Annotated in this window: 17 protein-coding genes; 13 read left to right on the top strand and 4 right to left on the bottom strand. The window is 72.6% G+C overall.

What is annotated here, in order from left to right:
* Positions 1-21: 21 nt before the first annotated feature.
* Positions 22-3024, bottom strand: coding sequence for a tetratricopeptide repeat protein (locus ACF09K_RS00715; protein ID WP_392240319.1), 3003 nt, complete (start codon positions 3022-3024; stop codon positions 22-24).
* Positions 3021-4865, bottom strand: coding sequence for an HSP90 family protein (locus ACF09K_RS00710; protein WP_392240318.1), 1845 nt, complete (start codon positions 4863-4865; stop codon positions 3021-3023). Before ACF09K_RS00710 ends, ACF09K_RS00715 begins: the two co-directional genes overlap by 4 nt.
* Positions 4866-5032: 167 nt before the next feature.
* On the opposite strand from ACF09K_RS00710, the gene recG reads away from it, so the two are divergent.
* From recG to mutM, 8 genes are all read left to right on the top strand, one after another.
* Positions 5033-7237: an ATP-dependent DNA helicase RecG gene (recG, locus tag ACF09K_RS00705; RefSeq protein WP_392240317.1), complete on the top strand. Its 2205-nt coding sequence runs from the start codon at positions 5033-5035 to the stop codon at positions 7235-7237.
* Between the two features lie 349 nt (positions 7238-7586).
* Complete coding sequence (gene rsmD, locus ACF09K_RS00700; RefSeq protein ID WP_392240316.1) at positions 7587-8174, top strand: 16S rRNA (guanine(966)-N(2))-methyltransferase RsmD; 588 nt, start codon at positions 7587-7589, stop codon at positions 8172-8174.
* Between the two features lie 26 nt (positions 8175-8200).
* On the top strand, positions 8201-8680 hold the full coding sequence (gene coaD / locus ACF09K_RS00695) for a pantetheine-phosphate adenylyltransferase (protein WP_392240315.1): 480 nt from the start codon (positions 8201-8203) through the stop codon (positions 8678-8680).
* Between the two features lie 99 nt (positions 8681-8779).
* Complete coding sequence (locus ACF09K_RS00690) at positions 8780-9868, top strand: cell division initiation protein (RefSeq protein ID WP_392240314.1); 1089 nt, start codon at positions 8780-8782, stop codon at positions 9866-9868.
* 153 nt (positions 9869-10021) lie between these two features.
* Positions 10022-10675, top strand: a complete 654-nt coding sequence (locus tag ACF09K_RS00685; RefSeq protein ID WP_392240313.1) for a YceD family protein — start codon at positions 10022-10024, stop codon at positions 10673-10675.
* A gap of 2 nt (positions 10676-10677) precedes the next feature.
* Positions 10678-10851 (top strand): 50S ribosomal protein L32, encoded by a 174-nt coding sequence (rpmF, locus tag ACF09K_RS00680; RefSeq protein ID WP_007493396.1) that lies wholly within the window; start codon positions 10678-10680, stop codon positions 10849-10851.
* A gap of 19 nt (positions 10852-10870) precedes the next feature.
* A complete protein-coding gene (gene rnc / locus ACF09K_RS00675) occupies positions 10871-11695 on the top strand; it encodes a ribonuclease III (RefSeq protein ID WP_392240312.1) in 825 nt (274 codons plus the stop codon).
* 83 nt (positions 11696-11778) lie between these two features.
* On the top strand, positions 11779-12663 hold the full coding sequence (gene mutM / locus ACF09K_RS00670; protein WP_392240311.1) for a bifunctional DNA-formamidopyrimidine glycosylase/DNA-(apurinic or apyrimidinic site) lyase: 885 nt from the start codon (positions 11779-11781) through the stop codon (positions 12661-12663).
* On the opposite strand, the gene ACF09K_RS00665 is transcribed toward mutM, so the two are convergent.
* A complete protein-coding gene (locus tag ACF09K_RS00665) occupies positions 12636-13037 on the bottom strand; it encodes a winged helix-turn-helix transcriptional regulator (RefSeq protein WP_392240310.1) in 402 nt (133 codons plus the stop codon). The genes mutM and ACF09K_RS00665 overlap by 28 nt on opposite strands.
* A gap of 134 nt (positions 13038-13171) precedes the next feature.
* Between ACF09K_RS00665 and ACF09K_RS00660 the strand changes: the two genes are divergently transcribed.
* Positions 13172-13762 (top strand): flavodoxin family protein, encoded by a 591-nt coding sequence (locus tag ACF09K_RS00660; protein ID WP_392240309.1) that lies wholly within the window; start codon positions 13172-13174, stop codon positions 13760-13762.
* 136 nt (positions 13763-13898) lie between these two features.
* Here the strand turns inward: ACF09K_RS00660 and ACF09K_RS00655 are convergent, their stop codons facing one another.
* A complete protein-coding gene (locus ACF09K_RS00655; protein ID WP_392240308.1) occupies positions 13899-15059 on the bottom strand; it encodes a CAP domain-containing protein in 1161 nt (386 codons plus the stop codon).
* 252 nt (positions 15060-15311) lie between these two features.
* On the opposite strand from ACF09K_RS00655, the gene ACF09K_RS00650 reads away from it, so the two are divergent.
* The 4 genes from ACF09K_RS00650 (at position 15312) to ACF09K_RS00635 (ending at position 21716) form a co-directional block, all read left to right on the top strand.
* Positions 15312-15593, top strand: a complete 282-nt coding sequence (locus ACF09K_RS00650; RefSeq protein ID WP_392240307.1) for an acylphosphatase — start codon at positions 15312-15314, stop codon at positions 15591-15593.
* Between the two features lie 377 nt (positions 15594-15970).
* The gene (locus ACF09K_RS00645) at positions 15971-16174 is read left to right on the top strand and encodes a hypothetical protein (protein ID WP_073491170.1); all 204 of its coding nucleotides are present in this window, start codon (positions 15971-15973) and stop codon (positions 16172-16174) included.
* 223 nt (positions 16175-16397) lie between these two features.
* A complete protein-coding gene (locus ACF09K_RS00640; protein WP_392240306.1) occupies positions 16398-20045 on the top strand; it encodes an AAA family ATPase in 3648 nt (1215 codons plus the stop codon).
* Between the two features lie 252 nt (positions 20046-20297).
* The gene (locus ACF09K_RS00635) at positions 20298-21716 is read left to right on the top strand and encodes a sugar porter family MFS transporter (RefSeq protein ID WP_392240304.1); all 1419 of its coding nucleotides are present in this window, start codon (positions 20298-20300) and stop codon (positions 21714-21716) included.
* Positions 21717-21850: the final 134 nt, after the last annotated feature.

Genomic DNA, 21850 nt, shown 5'->3' with positions numbered 1-21850 from the left:
TCCCCGCCCGTTCCGCTCCCGCTACTCCCCTGTCGTTTCCCGCCCCGAGGCCTCCGCCGCTTCCGCCGCCGCCTGGAGCAGTTGCTCCGCCTCCGCCCGCCGAGCCCGTACGGTCTCCTCGTCCCCGCCCTCGAAGGCGGGGTCCGTCTCCGCGTCCGCGTACGCCGCGAGCACCGCACGCGCGCGTGCCGCCGCCGCCGCGGGACGGCCCAGGTCGGTCTCCAGCCAGCCCGCGGCCAGCTCGGCGCCGGTGCGCGGCGGCAGGGCGGCGGCCCCCAGGGAGACGAACACCGCGACCGCCTCCGACATCTGGGACAGCGCCTCGTCCATGGTGGCACGGATCGAGTCGTCGTCGGCGTCCTCGGCGGCCGAGCGGGCCAGCAGGTCGCCGAACTGACGGTGGGTGTGACCGAGTTCGAAGACCAGCCGCAGACGCGTCTCCTCGTCGTCCGCGACCTCCAGCGCGTCGGCGCACTCCCCGACGGCGTCCGCCATCAGCTTCCGCGCCGCCTGCTGACCGCCTTCCGCCCGCAACGCCAGCCAGGCACGCGCGCGCAGGGAGCGCACCAGCCCGTGCACGTTTCCCAGGGAGCGCCACAGCTCGCCCGCGCGCGCGTACGCCCGGTCCGCGTCCGCGTGCAGTCCCGCCTGGCCGAGGGACTCGGCGGCCAGGTGCGCCAGCGTCGCGTGGTCGTGCTGCTCGGGCCAGTGCCGGGCGGTCTCGGCGGCCTGCAGACGGCGTTCGGCCGCGGCCCGGTGCTCGCCCAGCTCGCTCAGACAGTCGCCGAGCCACCACTGCGTCTGTACGACCGCGCCGTCGCCGTGCGTCTCGACGGTCAGGTCCGCCAGCGCCGACTCCAGCACCTCCGCGGCCTCCGCCCACCGGCCCTGCCGCACCAGGAACCCGCCCAGCTGATGCCGCGCCCACGCGCCGAACGCCGGGCCCTCGCCCGCCTCGTCGGCCCAGTGCGCCGCCTCCAGGGCGTGCTCGGCGGCCTCCGCCGCCTGTCCCCGGCCCCCGACGACCTCGGCGAGCTGGAGGTGCAGCTGTGCCCGGCCGACCGGCTCCAGGAAGCCGCCGCCGTGCTCCAGCGCCGCACGCAGCGCCCGTTCCGCCTCCGCCATGTCGCCCAGGTGGTGCGCGAGAGCGGCCAGCCTGGCCTCGTACTCCACGGCGAACCAGGGCAGCCCCGCCCCGACGAACTCCGCCGCGGCCCGCGCGAACAGCTCGGCGCCCGCCCCGGGGTCGCCCGAGCGCACCGTCAGCTCCGCGAGCATCGCGTGCCCCTCGGCGACCCGCGCGACGAGCCGCACGTCGTCCCCGGCCCGCCCCTCCACGAGCGCGAGCACCTCCCGGACGGCCCCCTCGGCCTCCGTCAGCACGTGCTCGGCGACCGGCCCGTCGGCCTCGTGCACGCGCCGCATCAGGATCCGCGCGCGGCCCATGAGGACCCCCGCCGCCTGCCGCACCTCCGTGCCGCCCTCGGCGTACAGCGCGAGGACCCGGTCGTACGGCTCGGCGACCGCGGCGAGCGCCTCGTCGACCTCCCCGGTGAGCGCCCGGACGTAGGCCGCGCGCGTGCGTGCCGCCAGGGCCTCGCCGGGATCGCCCGCCTCCGCGTACAGCCCGGCCGCCAGCTCGAACGTCTCGGCGCCCTCCGCGCCCAGTCCCATCGCCCGGTGGTCGGCGATCTCGGCGCGGTCCCGTGCGTCCAGCCCGGCGCCCCCGGCCCCCTCGGCGGCCACCGCCACCGCCGCCCACGCCTCCACGGCGTGCGGCCGCAGGGTGTCCGACAGCCGCCGCGCCTCGGCGAGCAGCGCGGCCAGGTCCGGCGCACCCGCCTCCGTACCCGTCCCGGCCACCGCCGTGGCGGGTGCGGGAGCGGGAGCGGGCGCGGGGGCCGGCGGACGTATCGTGCGCACCCCCAACGGCAACCGCTCCACCAGCGGCGGCTGCGACATCCGCGCGCGTGCCCGCTCGCCGACGTGCGACGTGCCGTTGCGCGCGTCGAACCGCGCGGCCAGCGCGAGTGCCTCCCCGCGCGCGTGCAGCGCGAGTTCCGCCGCCGTCCACGCCCGCCCGGCCGGCCCGGGCACCCGCTGCCCGCCCAGGCCCAGCGCGGACAGCCGCTCCATGAGGAGCACGACCACGCTCAGGAAGTCCAGCCTGCTGCGCGGCTGTCCCTCGTCCGTGAAGTACGCCGGACGCTCCGCGAGCAGCTCCAGGCCCCGCGCCTCGTTGCCGGTCAGCGCGCAGAACTCCACGTGGTCGGCGTACGCGCCCCGCATGCTCTCCATCGCCCGCACCAGCCGGAAGCCGCGCAGATGGTTCGCCCGGGCCTCGTCCGCCCGCCCCAGCCGCAACAGCGGCACCAGGGACGACGCGAGCACGGTGTGCGGCTCGTGCGCGCACGTGTACGCGCCCTCCAGGACGGGCGCCCACAGTTCCAGGGCCTCCGCGTCCCGGCCCCGCTCCGCCCGCCACCAGCCCTGACCGTGCAGCTCGCACGCGTGGCAGTCGGCCATGCCGTCGCGCTCCGCGGCCAGCCAGGCGGCGAACGCCCGCTCGGCCCGCTCCACGTCCCCGACGTGCGCGGCCACGCTGAACTCGGCACCGCGCACGGCTCGCTCGGAGTGCCCGGCGAGCCGGTAGCGGCGCTCCATCTCGCCGAGCCACTTCTCCACCGACGCCAGCGGAACGTGCGGCTGGTCGAGCATGCCGGCCGACATCCACTTGAAGACCCAGTGCAGCGAGTGCGTCTCGTGCGCGTCGAAGTCCTCGGGCCGTTCGTCCCACATGCGCAGCAGGCGCGCGAACGGGACGAACATCTTGTCCTTCTCGGAGCTGTAGTTGTAGACCTTCAGCTGGTGCCCGAGCGCCTCGATCACGGCGAGCGGGATGTCCAGCCTCTCGGCCTCCGCGAGCAGCGCCTCCGCGCGCGCGTTGCGGGCCGGGCCCTCCGGCTGCTCGCCGTTCTCCGCCATCGCCCGGCGCAGGGAGTCGAAGTCCGTGATCGCGGTCATCGCCGCCCGTCCTCCTCAGGTGTGGCTTCCCCGTGCGTGGCCCACTCCAGCAGGCCGATGAACGCCCGGTTCAACAGGGCGGAGTCCGCCGGCCGCAGGGGCCGCTGCGCCATCAGCAGCGCCTGCCCGTACAGCGACTCCGTGGCGGTGCCGATCAGCTCGGCGTCCCGCAGGGAACTGATCCGCCGGACCAGCGGGTTGAGATGGTTGAGCACCAGCCGCGCGCGCGGGGCGCTGCCCCGCAGGGAGCCCAGGATGCCCGCCCACAGGTCGTCCGCCCGCGACTCGGCGTCCGCCCGCGCCTGCTCGTGCCGGGCCGCCCGGTCGTCCAGGTGCAGCGCGGGCACCGACAGCGGGTGGAAGGCGCGCAGGACGACGTCACAGCCCAGCGGGTCGAGCTTCGCCCGCGCGGCCGCCAGGAAACCCGACAGCGCCAGCTCCTCCGCCGCGTCCACGGCGTCCAGGTGCGCGGTCACGGTGTCCGCGTCCAGCTCGGCGACCACCGTCCCCGGCCGTACCGACGGCAGTGCCTCGACCAGCTCGCTGTCGTACGTGTAACCGCCGTTGACCACCCCGACGCCCTGCGCCGACGCGATCGGCGCGACCTGCCGGTACTCCTCCACGGTCCGCGTGAAGTGCACCACCGGGTGCCGCTGCGCGAACTCCTCCAGCGACAGCCGGCCGTCGCTCGTCTCGAACGGCAGCCACGGCAGCATCGTCCGCAGCATCTCCGTGTCGTGCCGCGCCAGGGACTTCACCCCCAGGTGGTGCACGGCGAGGAACGCCGCCAGCCGCTCCGGATCCCCGGCGGCCAGCCCCGTCAGCCACGCCCGGATCCGCTCGCCCAGCGCCTCCCGCACGGCCGCCAGCGTCTCGTCCTCGTACAGCGACTCGCGCGAGGCCGTGGGCCGCAGGCTGTCGGTGTCCAGGACACAGCGCACGAAGAACGCCCAGTCCGGCAGCAGCTGTTCGGCCCGGTCGGTCAGCAGCATGCCCTTGAGGTGCACCCGGTGACCCGCCCGCTGGGCCGGACTGACCGCGGCCGGCAGCACGTACGCCACCCCGCGGATGCCGGCCAGCGGCACGTTCAGCTCGATCGAGTCCAGCGGCGTGAACCCGAACAGCTCGTGACAGTGCCGGGCCAGCGCCACCCGCCGGTTCGCGGGCGAGGCGTACGGCCGGTCCCAGGGCGCCGGCAGATCGGTGACCGCCTCCTCGCCGACCCGGACGTCGTACGGCAGCAGCGAGCCGAAGTCGCGCGCCAGCCGGAGGACCCGCTGCTCGGTGAGCCACTCACCGGCACCGGCCCGCGCCACCAGGTGCACGGTCGTCCCCGGCTCGGGGCGCTCCTCGTGGGGCAGCGTCCGCACCGTGTACGAACCGTCGTCGCGGGCCGTCCACTCCACCGGCGGCGCGCCGGGCGTACGGGAACTGCGGCTGACCACCCGGATGCGCTCGGCGACCACGAAACAGGCCAGCAGCCCGATGCCGAACTGGCCGAGGAAGTCCGAGCGGGCCTCCTGCAGGCCGTCGGCGCGCTTGGAACTGCGGCCGATGGTGGCCAGCAGGCTGTGCACGTCGGACTCGGTGAGCCCGACACCGGAGTCCTCCACCCGCAGCTCCCCGCCCGCGGCGGACAGCCGCACCCGCGCCGGGGCCCCGGGCTCCTCCGCCCGCCGGGCGGTGATCGCGTCCACGGCGTTCTGGAGCAGCTCGCGCAGGTAGACCCGGGGACTGGAGTAGAGGTGATGGGACAACAGGTCCACCAGGCCGCGCAGGTCGACCTGGAAGGTACGGGGGGACGGGGATGCCTGGGATGACGATGAGGTCTGGGAGTCCATCGCTGCTGCGCCGCGGCTCGGGGAGGGCCGACGGCGCGGGGTCGGGCGGTCCCGGTGGGGCGGTGACCGCGGGGGATGGCCGGAGCGCGCCATCCTAGAGCCCGAACGAGCCGCCTGACCAGGGGTTTCGGGACACCTGTACGGCAATGTCAGTGGGGTGGTGTGCAATGGATCCCGTGCCCGCGCTCGAAGAACCGCTCAAGAAGGTGCTCGGCCCACCGACCGCGAAGGTGATGGCCGAGCACCTCGGCCTGCACACCGTCGGCGACCTCCTGCACCACTACCCGCGCAGATACGAGGAGCGCGGCCAGCTCACGCACCTCGCCGACCTCCCCATGGACGAGCACGTCACCGTGGTCGCCCAGGTCGCCGACGCCCGCCTGCACACCTTCGCCTCGGCCAGGGCCCCCCGCGGCAAGGGCCAGCGCCTGGAGGTCACCATCACGGACGGCAGCGGCCGCCTCCAGCTGGTCTTCTTCGGCAACGGCGTGCACAAGCCCCACAAGGACCTCCTGCCGGGCACCCGCGCGATGTTCTCCGGCAAGGTCTCCCTCTTCAACCGCCGCCTCCAACTGGCCCACCCGGCCTACGAACTGCTGCGCGGCGACACCGGAGAAACGGTCGAGACCTGGGCCGGGGCCCTCATCCCGATCTACCCGGCCACCGCCAAACTCGAGTCCTGGAAGATCGGCAAGGCGATCCAGACGGTCCTGCCCAGCGTCCAGGAGGCCGTCGACCCGCTCCCGGACTCCCTGCGCGAGGGCCGCGGCCTGCTCGCCCTCCCCGAGGCCCTCCTCAAGATCCACCGTCCGCACACCAAGGCCGACATCGACGACGCCCGCGCCCGCCTGAAGTGGGACGAGGCCTTCGTCCTCCAGGTCGCCCTCGCCCGCCGGCGCCACGCCGACGCCCAACTCCCGGCCGTCCCCCGCAGACCCGCCCCGGACGGCCTGCTCTCCGCCTTCGACGACCGCCTCCCCTTCACCCTCACCGAGGGCCAGCAGAAGGTCTCGAAGGAGATCTTCGACGACCTGGCGACCGAGCACCCGATGCACCGGCTGCTCCAGGGCGAGGTCGGGTCGGGCAAGACGCTGGTGGCCCTGCGCGCCATGCTCGCCGTCGTCGACGCCGGCGGGCAGGCCGCCATGCTCGCGCCCACCGAGGTCCTCGCCCAGCAGCACCACCGCTCCGTCGTCGAGATGATGGGGGACCTCGCCGAGGGCGGGACGCTGGGCGGCGTCGAGCACGCCACCAAGGTCGTGCTGCTCACCGGGTCCATGGGGGCCGCGGGGCGGCGGCAGGCGCTGCTCGACCTCGTCACCGGCGAGGCCGGCCTCGTCATCGGCACGCACGCGCTGATCGAGGACAAGGTGCAGTTCCACGACCTCGGGCTGGTCGTGGTCGACGAGCAGCACCGGTTCGGCGTCGAGCAGCGGGACGCCCTGCGCGGCAAGGGCAAGCAGCCCCCGCACCTGCTCGTCATGACCGCCACGCCCATCCCGCGCACGGTCGCGATGACCGTCTTCGGCGACCTGGAGACCTCCGTCCTGGACCAGCTCCCGGCCGGCCGGTCGCCCATCGCCAGCCATGTCGTCCCCGCCGCCGACAAGCCGCACTTCCTGGCCCGCGCGTGGCAGCGGGTCCGCGAGGAGGTCGAGGGCGGCCACCAGGCGTACGTGGTCTGCCCGCGCATCGGCGACGAGGAGGACGGCGCCGGGAAGGCGAGGAAGAGGTCCCCGGAGGACGAGGCCGAGAAGCGCCCGCCGCTCGCCGTCCTGGACGTGGCCGACCAGCTCGCCAAGGGCCCGCTCCAGGGGCTCGGGATCGAGGTCCTGCACGGCCGCATGCCCCCGGACGACAAGGACGCCGTCATGCGCCGGTTCGCCGCCGGGGACACCGACGTCCTGGTCGCCACGACCGTCATCGAGGTCGGCGTGAACGTGCCGAACGCCACCGCGATGGTGATCATGGACGCCGACCGCTTCGGCGTCTCCCAGCTGCACCAGTTGCGCGGCCGGGTCGGCCGCGGCTCGGCCCCCGGACTCTGTCTCCTCGTCACCGAGATGCCCGAGGCGAGTCCCGCCCGCCAGCGGCTCGGCGCCGTCGCCGCCACCCTCGACGGCTTCGAGCTGTCCCGCATCGACCTCGAACAGCGCCGGGAGGGCGACGTCCTGGGCCAGGCCCAGTCGGGCGCCCGCTCCAGCCTGCGCGTCCTCGCCGTCATCGAGGACGAGGACGTCATCGCGGAGGCGCGGCAGGAGGCGGCCCAGGTGGTCGCGTCCGACCCGGAACTGGCCGCCCACCCCGGCCTGCGCACCGCCCTGGACGCCCTCCTGGACGAGGAGCGGGAGCAGTACCTGGAGAAGGGCTGAGCGCGCGGCCGGCCGGCCGCGACGCCCGCGCCCGGTCGGACGGAGGGATCCCGCGTGCGGCGGAGCGGACGGCTCCCCGCGCCCGACCGGGCGGAGGACCCCCGTCCGCGGTGCGGCGGAAGGCGGGGAGCTTCCTGGACCCCACCGGGTCCGGCCGGGCGGACGGCAGCTCGCGTGCGGCGGGGCGGACGGGCGCCCCGCGCGGAGCGGGGCACCTCACCGACCCCACCGACCTCACCGACCCCACGAGCCTCACCAGGCACCGCCGACCGTGATCGCGCACCCCGCACCTCCGCCTGCCAGACTGACCACGTAAAGCCCCCGAACGCCCCCGAACAAGGACCCCGAGATGACCCGCGTGATCGCCGGAAAAGCCGGCGGACGTCGCCTGGCCGTCCCGCCAGGGACCGGCACCCGCCCCACCTCCGACCGCGCGCGCGAGGCCCTCTTCTCCACCTGGCAGTCCCTGCTCGGCGGCACCCCCCTCGACGGCGAACGCGTCCTGGACCTCTACGCCGGATCCGGCGCCGTGGGACTGGAGGCCCTCTCCCGCGGGGCCGGCCACACCCTGCTCGTCGAGGCCGACGCGCGAGCGGCCCGCACGATCCGGGAGAACGTGAGGACCCTCGGCCTGCCGGGCGCGGAGGTCCGGGCCGGCAAGGCCCGCCAGATCGTCCAGACCCCACCGGCGCAGCCGTACGACCTCGTCTTCCTCGACCCCCCGTACGCCGTCACGGACGACGATCTTCGGGAGATCCTGCTCACACTCCGCTCGGAGGGGTGGCTCACGGCGGAAGCCCTCGTCACCGTGGAGCGCAGCACCAGAGGCGGCGTTTTCGACTGGCCGGACGGCTTCGAGGCGATCCGGTCCCGTCGCTACGGCGAGGGAACGTTTTGGTACGGTCGCGCCGCCTCTACGTGCGAAGACGCACGATGACCGGACCGGAGAGCGAGGGATCTCAAGTGCGCCGAGCCGTCTGTCCCGGGTCGTTCGACCCGATCACCAACGGACATCTCGACATCATTTCCCGCGCGTCCCGTCTGTACGACGAGGTCTACGTCGCGGTGATGATCAACAAGTCCAAGAAGGGCCTGTTCGAGATCGACGAGCGGATCGACCTGATCCGCCGGGTGACCACCGAGTACGGCAACGTCCGCGTCGAGGCCTTCCACGGCCTCCTCGTCGACTTCTGCAAGCAGCGCGAGATCCCGGCCATCGTCAAGGGCCTGCGCGCCGTCAGCGACTTCGACTACGAGCTGCAGATGGCCCAGATGAACAACGGTCTCTCCGGCGTCGAGACGCTGTTCGTCCCCACCAACCCCACCTACAGCTTCCTGTCGTCCTCCCTGGTCAAGGAGGTCGCGACCTGGGGCGGCGACGTCTCCCACCTGGTCCCGCCGCTCGTCCTCGAGGCGCTCACCGGACGCCTCCGCGAGGACTGAGGACCTGACGGCCCGTCACTCGCTGTCCGCCGGACACCTCATGGCCGTACAGTCGTTCCGTCCGTCTTCAACACAGCAGCAGAGAGTGGCGAGCAACCGGTGGACGTGCAGAAGAAGCTCGACGAGATCGTCACGGCGGTCTCCAGTGCCCGGTCGATGCCGATGTCGGCCTCGTGCGTGGTCAACCGCGCCGAACTGCTCGCCCTCCTCGAAGAGGTGCGCGCCGCCCTGCCCGACTCCCTCGCCCAGGCGCGGGAGCTGATCGGCGGCCGCGAGCAGATGGTCGAGCAGGCCCGCCAGGAGGCCGACCGGATCATCTCCACCGCGCACGCCGAGCGCGGCTCCCTGATCTCCGACACCGAGATCGCCCGCCGCTCGCAGGCCGAGGCCGACCGCATCCTGGCCGAGGCCCGCAAGGAGGCCGAGGACATCCGCGCGGAGGCCGACGACTACGTCGACTCCAAGCTCGCCAACTTCGAGGTCGTCCTCACCAAGACCCTCGGCTCCGTCGGGCGCGGCCGCGAGAAGCTCCTGGGCACCGGGCCCGGCGTCGACGAGCAGGGGTACGAGGACGAGGACGCCCCCGAGCGCAGCCACGACCCGGAGACCCTGCGCCGCGACGCCGACGCCTACGTCGACGTCAAGCTGGGCGCCTTCGAGGCGGTCCTCGCCAAGACCCTGGAGGCCGTCGGCCGCGGCCGGCAGAAGCTGCACGGCCGGATCGCCAGCGACGACCTCGGCGCCCTCGCCGACGACGACACGACCTTCCAGCACTCCTCCGACGCCGACTACCTCGCCGACCTCGCCGCCCTCACCGAGCAGGAGACCCCGGCCCCGCAGCCCGCGCAGCGGTCGTACGAGCAGCCCCAGGAGGCCTACGCCTACCAGCAGCAGCCGGACCCGTACGGCTACCGGCAGCAGGGCTACGGCGGGCAGCAGGACGCCTACGGCTACCAGCAGGCCGACCCCTACGCCTCCTCGTTCGACTACGCGCAGGCGGGCGGAGCCCCCGCCCAGGGCTACGACTCCCGGCAGGCGCCGTACGACCCGCAGCAGGCCGCGCAGCAGGCCGCCCAGCAGCCTCCGCAGGAGCAGCAGGGCTACGCCCTCGACGAGGCCAGCCTGTTCGACACCAGCATGATCAGCGCCGAGCAGTTGCGCGCCTACGAACAGGGCCGCGGCCTGTAGGAGCCGGGCCGGGGCGGGGCCGGGGACACCGGATTGGGCTGTGAGCGAATGCTCCAGTATCCTGGCCCTTCGGTCGCGTGCACGTCCGCGATCGCTGCTGCCCGCAACACCTGAGGGCGGCGGCCCCCACAGCACGGAAGATCGAAAACAGGAATGGCTCTGAACGCCCGCCTCGACCACCGCAACCCTCTCGTGTTCGACACGCACGAGCTGGGGCGGCGTCCTGGCGCGCTCCAGCGCCTGTCCCGTGAGATCGAAGCCCCCGGGGACCTCGGGATCCAGGGGGTCATCGGAGTGCCGCAAGGCGCCCCGGTGAAGCTGGAACTCCGACTCGAGTCGGTCATGGACGGAGTGCTCGTCACGGGCACCGCCCGTGCACGGGCCGAGGGGGAGTGCGTAAGGTGTCTGGAGCCGGTCGGGCTGGAGCTCGAAGCGGACTTCCAGGAGATGTTCTCGTACCCTGACGCCGACGACCGGGGCCGCGTGAAGGCGGAACCGGCCGACGACGCCGAGGAAGACGAGGACATGCTCTTTCTCGAGGACGGCCTGTTCGACCTCGAGCCCGTGCTGCGTGATGCGGTGGTGCTCGCACTGCCGATGCAGCCGGTGTGCCAGGACGACTGTCCAGGTCTGTGCGCCCAGTGCGGAGCACGCCTCGCGGACGACCCGGACCACCACCATGACGCCGTCGACATCCGTTGGGCGGCACTGCAGGGACTCGCCGGTTCACTCGAAGACGGCGAGAAGGACGAGATGAGTGGCGAAGCGCCTCGATCGGCGCCCGCCAACGAGAAGCAGGAGAAGTAGCCGTGGCTGTTCCGAAGCGGAAGATGTCGCGCAGCAACACGCGCCACCGCCGGTCGCAGTGGAAGGCTGCGGTCCCCACCCTGGTTGCGTGCGAGCGCTGCCACGAGCCCAAGCTGCAGCACATCGCGTGCCCGTCTTGCGGCACCTACAACAAGCGCCAGGTCCTCGAGGTCTGAGCGGCTGGTGAGAGGCTTCATGTCTGACGCCAAGGCGGACACGACCGCCAAGAAAAAGGCGGAGAACACGGCCTCGTCCCACACGCTTCTGGAAGGGCGGCTCGGCTATCAGCTCGAGTCCGCCCTTCTGGTGCGTGCGCTGACCCACCGTTCCTACGCGTACGAGAACGGCGGTCTGCCGACGAACGAGCGGCTGGAGTTCCTCGGGGACTCCGTGCTCGGCCTCGTCGTCACGGACACGCTGTACCGCACCCACCCCGACCTGCCCGAAGGCCAACTGGCCAAACTGCGGGCCGCGGTGGTCAACTCGCGTGCGCTGGCGGAGGTCGGTCGTGGCCTCGACCTGGGCTCCTTCATCCGGCTCGGCCGGGGTGAAGAGGGCACGGGCGGCCGGGACAAGGCGTCCATCCTCGCCGACACCCTCGAAGCGGTGATCGGCGCGGTCTATCTCGACCAGGGCCTCGACGCGGCCTCCGAACTGGTGCACCGCCTGTTCGACCCGCTGATCGAGAAGTCCTCGAACCTCGGAGCCGGCCTGGACTGGAAGACCAGTCTCCAGGAGCTCACCGCGACCGAAGGGCTCGGCGTGCCCGAGTACCTGGTGACGGAGACCGGCCCCGATCACGAGAAGACCTTCACTGCTGCTGCCCGCGTCGGAGGCGTCTCGTACGGCACCGGCACCGGCCGCAGCAAGAAGGAGGCGGAGCAGCAGGCCGCCGAGTCCGCGTGGCGGTCCATCCGGGCCGCGGCGGACGAGCGCGCCGAGGCGGCGAAGACGGCCCAGGCCGTCGGGGCCACCGACGGCAGCAGCCCGGACCCCGAGTCCGAGTCCGCCTCCGCCTGACGAACACCGACGACAGCACAACCAGCAGTACGAGACGAGCGCCCGCCCCCACCCGGAGGCGGGCGTTCCGTACGGGGGATCCCATGCCCGAGTTGCCCGAGGTCGAGGTCGTCCGGCGCGGTCTGGAGCGGTGGGTCGCCCATCGCACGGTCGCCGGCGCCGAGGTGCTGCACCCGCGTGCCGTACGCCGTCACCTGGCCGGCGCCGACGACTTCACGCACCGTCTCGAGGGCCACCGCATCGGCGCCCCCAGCCGTCGCGGCAAGTACCTGTGGCTTCCCCTGGAGGACACGCCGCAGGCGATCCTGGCCCACCTCGGCATGAGCGGCCAGCTCCTGATCCGGCCCCGCACGGCTCCCGACGAGAAGCACCTGCGCATCCGGGTCCGCTTCGCCGACACCCCGGCACCGGCGGACACCGACGCGGCGGGCACCGAGCTGCGCTTCGTCGACCAGCGCACCTTCGGCGGCCTGTCGCTGCACGACACCACCCCCGACGGGCTGCCCGACGTCATCGCGCACATCGCGCGCGACCCCCTCGACCCGCTGTTCGACGACGAGGCCTTCCACCAGGCCCTGCGGCGCAAGCGCAGCACCATCAAGCGGGCCCTGCTCGACCAGTCGCTGATCAGCGGTGTCGGCAACATCTACGCCGACGAGGCGCTGTGGCGCTCCCGCCTCCACTACGACCGCCCCACGGCCGGTTTCACCCGCCCGCGCACCCTCGAACTGCTCGGCCACGTCCGGGACGTGATGACGGCGGCCCTCGCCGTCGGCGGCACCAGCTTCGACAGCCTGTACGTCAACGTCAACGGCGAGTCGGGCTACTTCGACCGGTCGCTGGACGCCTACGGGCGTGAGGGACTGCCGTGCAGGCGCTGCGGCACACCGATGCGTCGGCGCCCCTGGATGAACAGGTCCAGCTACTTCTGCCCGCGCTGTCAGAGGCCGCCGCGCGTCTCGTCGTAGCGTCCGCGGGACGCCAGGACCTCGTCCATCCGCCCCTCCACCAGGTGGATCAGGCCGAGCAGCCGCTCCGCGACCTCGTGGCCCAGAGGAGTCAGTTCGTAGTCCACGCGGGGCGGGTTGGTCGGCTGGGCCTCGCGGTGCACCAGACCGTCGCGCTCCAGCGCGTGCAGCGTCTGGGACAGCATCTTCTCGCTGACGCCGTCGACGCGTCGGCGCAGTTCGTTGAAGCGCAGCGAGCCCTCGTGCAGGGCTCCCAGGGTGAGGGCGCCCCAGCGGCCCGTCACGTGCTCCAGCGTGCCGCGCGAGGGGCAGGCCTTGGCGAACACGTTGTACGGGAGGTCCTGCTCCGGGGTGCGTTCCTGAATGCCGGTCATGGCTCAAGCGTACTCGAACGCAGCGCTAACCGGCGGGTTGCACTAACTAGAAGTTAGTGCTTTCCTTTCGTCATCGGCGCTGAGCTGCTGACCCGCTCCGCCGACTCCCTCTACCTGCCCTCAGGAGGACGCACGTGATCACTCCCGTTGTCTCCATCGCCTACCACTCCGGCTACGGCCACACCGCCGTCCTCGCGGAGGCCGTCCGCTCCGGCGCCGTCCAGGCCGGTGCCGAGGCGCACCTGATCGAGGTCGACGCGATCACCGAGGACCAGTGGGCGGTGCTCGACCGCTCGGACGCGATCGTGTTCGGCTCACCCACCTACATGGGCACCGCGTCCGCCGCCTTCCACGCCTTCGCCGAGGCGACCTCCGCCCGCTGGGCCACCCAGGCCTGGAAGGACAAGGTGGCCGCCGGCTTCACCAACTCCGGTTCCCAGAGCGGCGACAAACTGCACACCCTGCAGTTCTTCCAGATCCTGGCCGCACAGCTCGGCATGCACTGGGTCAATCTCGGCCTGCTCCCCGGCTGGAACAGCAGCACGGCCTCCGAGAACGACCTCAACCGCCTCGGCGTCTTCCTCGGCGCGGCCGCCCGGACGAACGTCGACGAGGGCCCCGAGGCGGTGCACAAGGCGGACATCGCCACCGCGGAACACCTCGGCCGCCGGGTCGCCCGGACGGCGAAGACCCTCGCCACCGGCCGCGCGACACCGGCGGCCTAGCCGCGGTCGGCACCGGCCAGGTCCGGGTCCCGCAGTCACAGCCGCGGTCGGCACGGACCCGGTCCGGACCCCGCGCCGCAGCCGCGGTCGACGCCGAAGCCGGCCGGTCGCCGCCGGCGCGCGGCCAGGGCGGGTCCTAGTAGCCGAAGTCCTGTGTCCACCAAGGGCCGCCGGAGCCCAGGTGGACACCGACGCCCAGGGTCGTGAAGTCGCAGTTGAGGATGTTGGCGCGGTGGCCGGGGCTGTTCATCCAGGCTTCCATCACCGCCGCCGCGTCGGCCTGGCCGCGGGCTATGTTCTCGCCGCCGAGGTCGGACACGCCGGCCTTCCCGGCGCGGTCCCACGGGGTCGCGCCGTCCGGGTCGGTGTGGTCGAAGTAGCCGCGTGCCGCCATGTCCTCGCTGAACCTCTGCGCGAGGCCGGCCAGCGAACTGTTCGCGGAGACGGGGCTGCAGCCGACCTTGGAGCGCTCCTCGTTGACGAGCTTCAGCACCTCGGCCGCGGCCTGGATCTCCGCCGAGACCGCCACCGGTGACGAGGACGACTTCGGCGGCGCCTTCGTGGCCGCCCCGGCGGGGGCCTTCGGCTCCTTCGTCGGCGTGGCCTTCGGCTTCTCGGTGGTCGTCGACGCGCTCGGTGACGCCGCCGAGGCCGACGGGGAGGGCTCGGTGGTGGGCTTGGCCGAGGCCGAGGCCGGGGCCGAGGCGGCCCGGCCGGCGTCGCGACTGGTCGACGTACCGTCGCGGCCGGTCTCCGCGGCGCCGGAGGTGCCGCCCTGCTCGGAGGCCGAGTTGGCGGGCGAGTCGGCTGCCTGGACCCGGTCGCCGGCGCCGCCGCCCCCGCCCAGTCGATAGCTGTCGAGGCCGGGCACCACGCCCGTGGCCACCGCGACCGTGCCGAGGGCGACCGCCGCGGACATCCCGAGCAGGCCGGTCTTGACCGGCGTCACGGCCTTCCGCCTGCGGCGGCGGCCCGCACCGCCGGGACCACCGGCACCGCGCGCCGGGCCGCGGCCCGGCGTGAAGCCGTCGGCCGCGAAGCCGTCCGACGTGAACCCGTCAGGAGCGAGGACCGCGGTGTCCTCTGCGGCCGCGCGGTCGTCGTCCGGGGCGAACAGGTACTCCTGGCTCCGGGCGACCGTCTCGGCGTACGCCTCCGGGTTCAGGTAGGGCGCGATGCCCATGGTGGGGTGGTCGCCGCCGTACAGGTTTCGCCGCGAACGGCCTTCCGGGTACGGGCCGTCGGTGTGGCCGGCCGCCGTCGCGCGGCCGGCGGCGGAGCGTCGGTGGCGTCCCATGTCCTGGCCTTCCTCGTCCAACTGGTCCGGGCGGAGTGCCCGGTCCGGGGGGAGTCCCCGGTCTCCTGGCGTCCGCCGGTGTCCGCGGGGCTCCCGTGGTCGACCGGCGCCGATGGGGCGCATGACTCCTCATGGTCAACCTGACTCACTCGATCGAGTGAGTTTCATATGAGATTCATTGGGTGGGGACGGTACCGCATGCCGCTGGGAGCGGAAGTGTCCCGAGTGACATCGCCTGGTTAGGTTGCCTTCATGAGCGAGGATGTACGGCTGGTCGCCTGGGTGCGCGGACGCGTCCAGGGTGTGGGTTTCCGCTGGTTCACGCGGGCGAAGGCGCTGGAGATCGGCGGCCTGAGTGGTTTTGCTCTCAATTTGGCCGACGGACGGGTCCAGGTGGTCGCCGAGGGCTCCCGGAAGGGCTGCGAGGGGCTGCTCGACTGGCTCCAGGGTGACGACACGCCCGGACACGTGGACGGAGTCACAGAGATATGGGACACACCCCGCGGCGGTTACGACGGCTTCGCGATCCGCTGACGATCGCGCGCGGAAACCGCACCACGGAAGCGGAAGGGGCGCCACCGGCAACCGTGCCCGGGAGAAAGGAGCAGGTGGTGCCGAGAATCGCTTGCGTCGGCAGGCTCCGCACGCAAGGATGATCGCCACGCCCCGAGGGTCCCGAGGAGCCGTCGCGCCGCCGTTCCGTGCCGCGCACGCCAGGGTTGCCCGCCGATACGGGGCGTGATCGTGTTGACCGTCAAACTTTTTGGTGAGACGCTGAAAGCACCCCGCGCACCTAGCTGTTTGGCATGGATGAACGGCAACACCAGCAAGATCCGGTCAACACCGCGGGTGCGAATCCCTCACGACCCACACCGCTTCGGTCGGTCACTCATTGTGGAGGACCATCCATCATGGCAAAGGCGCTTCTCGGTTACGTCGGCGGCTCCGACCCGCGGCTCCTCGCCGAGATGCGACGGCTCCAGCAGCGCGTCCAGGACCTGGAAAACGAGCTCGGACGGATCCAGGCCGAGAACGACGCTCTGACGGCTGCCGCGTCTCACGACAGGTTCATGGAGAGCATCGACGCACACCAGGCGGAGCCTGCACTCACCTGACCGCTGCACTGCTCCACAACAGCGAACGCAGTGGCCGGGCGGCTCATGAAACCGCGTCGGACCGCTGAGTCTGCAGAGTCTGCAAGGGACGCTTCGGCGTCCCTTCTTTCTTTCCCCCCGGGCATCGTTCCACCGCTCTCCACGTCTGGTCTGCCCTGCGTCCTCCCGGGTGAAACCGCTGGTTCATGGAGTGAGACATCACCGGGCGGTAAAATCCAGCGGCGTGCACCTCAAGGCCCTGACCCTCCGAGGGTTCAAGTCGTTCGCCTCCGCGACCACACTCCGGTTCGAACCGGGCATCACGTGTGTCGTCGGGCCCAACGGCTCGGGCAAGTCCAACGTCGTGGACGCGCTCAGCTGGGTCATGGGGGAGCAGGGCGCCAAGTCGCTGCGCGGCGGCAAGATGGAGGACGTCATCTTCGCCGGCACCACCGGCCGCCCCCCGCTGGGCCGCGCGGAGGTGTCCCTCACCATCGACAACTCCGACGGGGCCCTGCCCATCGAGTACGCCGAGGTCACCATCACGCGGATCATGTTCCGCAACGGCGGCAGCGAGTACCAGATCAACGGCGACACCTGCCGGCTCCTCGACATCCAGGACCTGCTGTCCGACTCCGGGATCGGCCGCGAGATGCACGTCATCGTCGGCCAGGGCCAGCTCGACTCCGTGCTGCACGCCGACCCGATGGGCCGCCGCGCCTTCATCGAGGAGGCCGCCGGCGTCCTCAAGCACCGCAAGCGCAAGGAGAAGGCGCTCCGGAAACTGGACGCGATGCGGGCCAACCTCGCGCGCGTGCAGGACCTGACGGACGAACTGCGCAGACAGCTCAAGCCGCTGGGCCGGCAGGCCGCCGTCGCCCGCCGCGCCGCCGTCATCCAGGCCGACCTGCGCGACGCCCGCCTGCGCCTCCTCGCCGACGACCTCGTACGGCTGCGCGAGGCGCTCACCGCGGAGATCGCCGACGAGGCCGCCCTCAAGGAGCGCAAGGACGCCGCCGAGCGGGAGCTGCGCGAGGCCCTCCGGCACGAGGCCCTGCTGGAGGACGAGGTCCGGCGGCTCGCTCCCCGGCTCCAGGGGGCCCAGCAGACCTGGTACGAGCTGTCCCAGCTCGCCGAACGCGTCCGCGGCACCGTCTCGCTGGCCGACGCCCGCGTGAAGAGCGCCACCTCCGCGCCGGTCGACGAGCGGCGCGGCCGCGACCCCGAGGACCTGGAGCGCGAGGCCGCCCGCGTCCGCGAGCAGGAGGCGGAACTGGAGGCCGCTCTCGAAGCGGCCCAGCACGCCCTCGACGACACCGTCTCCCACCGCGCCGATCTGGAGCGGGAACTGGCCGCCGAGGAACGGCGCCTGAAGGACGTCGCCCGCGCGATCGCCGACCGGCGCGAGGGACTCGCCCGGCTGCACGGCCAGGCCCACGCCGCCCGTTCCCGCGCCACCTCCGCCCAGGCCGAGATCGACCGCCTGGCCGCCGCCCGCGACGAGGCGCGGGAACGGGCGGTCACGGCGCAGGAGGAGTACGAGGCCCTGAGGGCGGAGGTCGACGGGCTGGACGCGGGCGATCAGGAACTGGGCGAGCGGCACGACGAGGCCAGGCGCCGGCTCGCCGAGGCCGAGGCCGCCCAGAGCGCCGCCCGTGACGCGCGCACCGCGGCCGAACGCCGGCACGCGGCCACCCAGGCCCGCCACGAGGCCCTCGCCACGGGCCTGCGCCGCAAGGACGGCACGGGCGCGCTCCTCGACGCGAAGGACCGGCTCAGCGGCCTGCTCGGCCCCGCCGCGGAACTCCTCACCGTCGCCCCCGGACACGAGGTTCCGCTCGCCGCGGCTCTCGGCGCCGCCGCGGACGCCCTCGCCGTCACCACCCCGTCCGCCGCCGCCGAGGCCATCCGCCTCCTGCGTAAACAGGACGCGGGCCGGGCGGCCCTCCTGCTGGCGGGCACACCGCAGGAACCGTCCGCGGCGCCCGTGGCCGCCGGCCCGGCGGAACATGCCGGAGCCGGACCCGCCGGCAGCACGCCGGTCCCGGCAGGAGCCACGGCCCCCGGGACCGTGGGGCCCGCCGCGCCCGGCCCCCTCTTCGCCGCCGACCTGGTCCGTGCCCCCGCCGTACTGGTGCCCGCCGTACGGCGGCTGCTGCGGGGCGTGGTCGTCGTCGGGACGCTGGAGGACGCCGAGGAGCTGGTCCACGCGTGGCCCGAACTGACCGCCGTCACCGCCGAGGGTGATCTGCTCGGCGCGCACTTCGCGCAGGGCGGGTCCGCCGGGGCGCCCAGTCTGCTGGAGGTGCAGGCCTCCGTCGACGAGGCCGCGGCCGAGCTGGAGGAGCTGGCGGTGCGGTGCGAGGAGCTGGCCGGGGCGCAGCGGGCGGCGGACGGGCGGCGCCGGGAGTGCGCCGCCCTGGTCGAGGAGCTGGGGGAACGGCGACGGGCCGCCGACCGGGAGAAGTCGGCCGTCGCCCAGCAGCTCGGGCGGCTCGCCGGGCAGGCCCGCGGTGCCGCCGGGGAGGCCGACAGGTCAGCCGCCGCGGCCGCCCGTGCGCAGGACGCGCTCGACCGGGCCGTGGCGGAGGCCGAGGAACTGGCCGAGCGGCTGGCCGTCGCCGAGGAGACGCCGGTGGAGGAGGAGCCCGACACCTCCGTGCGGGACCGGCTCGCGGCCGACGGGGCGAACGCGCGGCAGACCGAGATGGAGGCGCGTCTCCAGGTCCGCACGCACGAGGAGCGGGTCAAGGGGCTCGCCGGGCGGGCGGACTCGCTGGACCGGGCCGCGCGGGCGGAACGTGAGGCACGCGCGCGTGCCGAGCAGCGCCGGGCCCGGCTGCGGCACGAGGCCGCCGTCGCGGAGGCCGTCGCCGCCGGTGCGCGGCAGCTGCTCGCGCACGTCGAGGTGTCGCTCGGCCGGGCCGAGCGGGAGCGGACCGCCGCCGACGCCGCCAAGGCGCGGCGGGAGCAGGAGCTGGCCGCCGCACGGGCCGCCGGGCGCGACCTCAAGGCCGAACTCGACAAGCTGACGGACTCGGTGCACCGGGGAGAGGTGCTCGGCGCGGAGAAGCGGCTGCGGATCGAGCAGGTGGAGACGAAGGCGCTCGAGGAGCTGGGCGTCGAGCCGGCGGCACTGGTCTCCGAGTACGGTCCGCACCTGCCGGTGCCGCCCTCGCCACCCGCCGAGGGCGAGGCGCTGCCGGAGGACCCGGAGGACCCGCGCAACCAGCCCCGGCCCTTCGTCCGGGCGGAGCAGGAGAAACGGCTGAGGGCGGCCGAGCGCGCGTACCAGCAGCTCGGCAAGGTGAATCCGCTCGCCCTGGAGGAGTTCGCCGCGCTGGAGGAGCGCCACCAGTTCCTCAGCGAGCAGTTGGAGGACCTGAGGAAGACGCGCGCCGACCTTCTTCAGGTGGTGAAGGAGGTCGACGAGCGCGTCGAGCAGGTCTTCACCGAGGCGTTCCGCGACACCGCCCGTGAGTTCGAGGGCGTGTTCAGCCGCCTGTTCCCCGGTGGCGAGGGGCGGCTGATCCTGACCGACCCCGACCACATGCTCACCACGGGTGTGGAGGTCGAGGCCCGGCCGCCCGGCAAGAAGGTCAAGCGGCTCAGCCTGCTCTCGGGCGGCGAGCGGTCGCTGACCGCGGTCGCGATGCTCGTGTCGATCTTCAAGGCCCGGCCCAGCCCCTTCTACGTCATGGACGAGGTCGAGGCCGCCCTCGACGACACCAACCTCCAGCGGCTGATCCGGATCATGCAGGAGCTCCAGGAGTCCTCGCAGCTGATCGTGATCACGCACCAGAAGCGCACGATGGAGGTCGCCGACGTGCTCTACGGGGTGTCCATGCAGGGCGACGGTGTGTCGAAGGTCATCTCGCAGCGTCTGCGCTGAATCACCGCGCGGTCTCCATCGGTGTGACCAGCGTCTTTTCAAATCTTCAAGAAGTAAACACAACTCTCCGGCCGGGTGGGGGAAAGCTCATGACTGTCGAACTATTGACTTCGAAACTTGAAGGCATAGTCTCTGCAACGTTGCTTTTACCTTCAGGTGTCAGTGGTGTTGATTCGCATGCCACGGGAACCCTCACCTGAAACGGCTCGCCCCCACGCCCGGCAGCGCTGCCGGGTGGCCCGAGGAGAACACGTGACCAGCACAGCGCAGGCACCTCAGCCAGGAACCAGGACGGCTCACCCCGATCATCTCGGGCACGTCATCTTCATCGCCGCGGCGGCCGCGATGGGCGGCTTCCTCTTCGGCTACGACAGCTCCGTCATCAACGGTGCCGTGGAAGCCGTCCGGGACCGTTACGACGTCGGTTCCGCGGCCCTGGCCCAGGTCATCGCCATCGCCCTGATCGGCTGCGCCGTCGGCGCGGCGACCGCCGGCCGCATGGCGGACCGCATCGGCCGCATCCGCTGCATGCAGATATCCGCCGCGCTGTTCACGATCAGCGCCGTCGGCTCGGCGCTGCCCTTCTCGCTGTGGGACCTGGCCTTCTGGCGGGTCGTCGGCGGCTTCGCCATCGGCATGGCCTCGGTCATCGGCCCGGCCTACATCGCCGAGGTCGCCCCGCCCGCCTACCGCGGCCGCCTCGGCTCCTTCCAGCAGGCCGCCATCGTCGTCGGCATCGCCGTGTCGCAGCTGGTCAACTGGGGTCTGCTCAACGCCGCCGGCGGCGACCAGCGCGGCGAGATCATGGGGCTGGAGGCCTGGCAGGTCATGCTCGGCGTCATGGTGGTCCCGGCCGTCCTGTACGGCCTGCTCTCCTTCGCCATCCCCGAGTCCCCGCGCTTCCTGATCTCCGTGGGCAAGCGCGAGCGGGCCCGCGAGATCCTCATGGAGGTCGAGGGCAAGGACGTCGACTTCGACGCCCGGATCGCCGAGATCGAGCACGCCATGAACAGCGAGCACAAGTCCAGCTTCAAGGACCTGCTCGGCGGCTCCTTCTTCTTCAAGCCGATCATCTGGATCGGCATCGGCCTGTCGGTCTTCCAGCAGTTCGTCGGCATCAACGTCGCGTTCTACTACTCCTCGACGCTGTGGCAGTCGGTCGGCGTCGACCCCACGGACTCGTTCTTCTACTCCTTCACCACGTCGATCATCAACATCCTCGGCACCGTGATCGCGATGATCTTCGTGGACCGCGTCGGCCGCAAGCCGCTCGCCCTCATCGGCTCCGTCGGCATGGTGATCGGCCTGGCGCTGGAGGCCTGGGCGTTCTCCTTCGACCTGGTCGACGGCAAGCTGCCCGCCACCCAGGGCTGGATCGCCCTGATCGCCGCCCACGTCTTCGTCCTCTTCTTCGCCCTGTCGTGGGGCGTGGTCGTGTGGGTCTTCCTCGGCGAGATGTTCCCCAACAAGCTCCGCGCCGCCGCCCTGGGCGTGGCCGCCGCCGCCCAGTGGATCGCCAACTGGGCCATCACCGCGAGCTTCCCGTCCCTGGCCGACTGGAACCTCTCCGCGACCTACGTGATCTACACCGTCTTCGCCGCGCTCTCCATCCCCTTCGTCCTCAAGTACGTCAAGGAGACGAAGGGCAAGGCACTGGAGGAGATGGGCTGAGCCTCGTACCGAGGCCCCTGTACTCGAGGAGACGGGCCAAGTCCCCGCTGCCCTTCTCCTCGACACCCGTGAGGCGTGCCGCCCCGGTTCACACGATGAGCCGGGGCGGCACGCTGTCGTGGAACAACCGCCGC

The sequence above is a fragment of the Streptomyces sp. NPDC014882 genome, from assembly GCF_043081325.1.
GTDB lineage: Bacteria > Actinomycetota > Actinomycetes > Streptomycetales > Streptomycetaceae > Streptomyces.
This window is presented reverse-complemented; position numbering and strand designations above follow the sequence as displayed.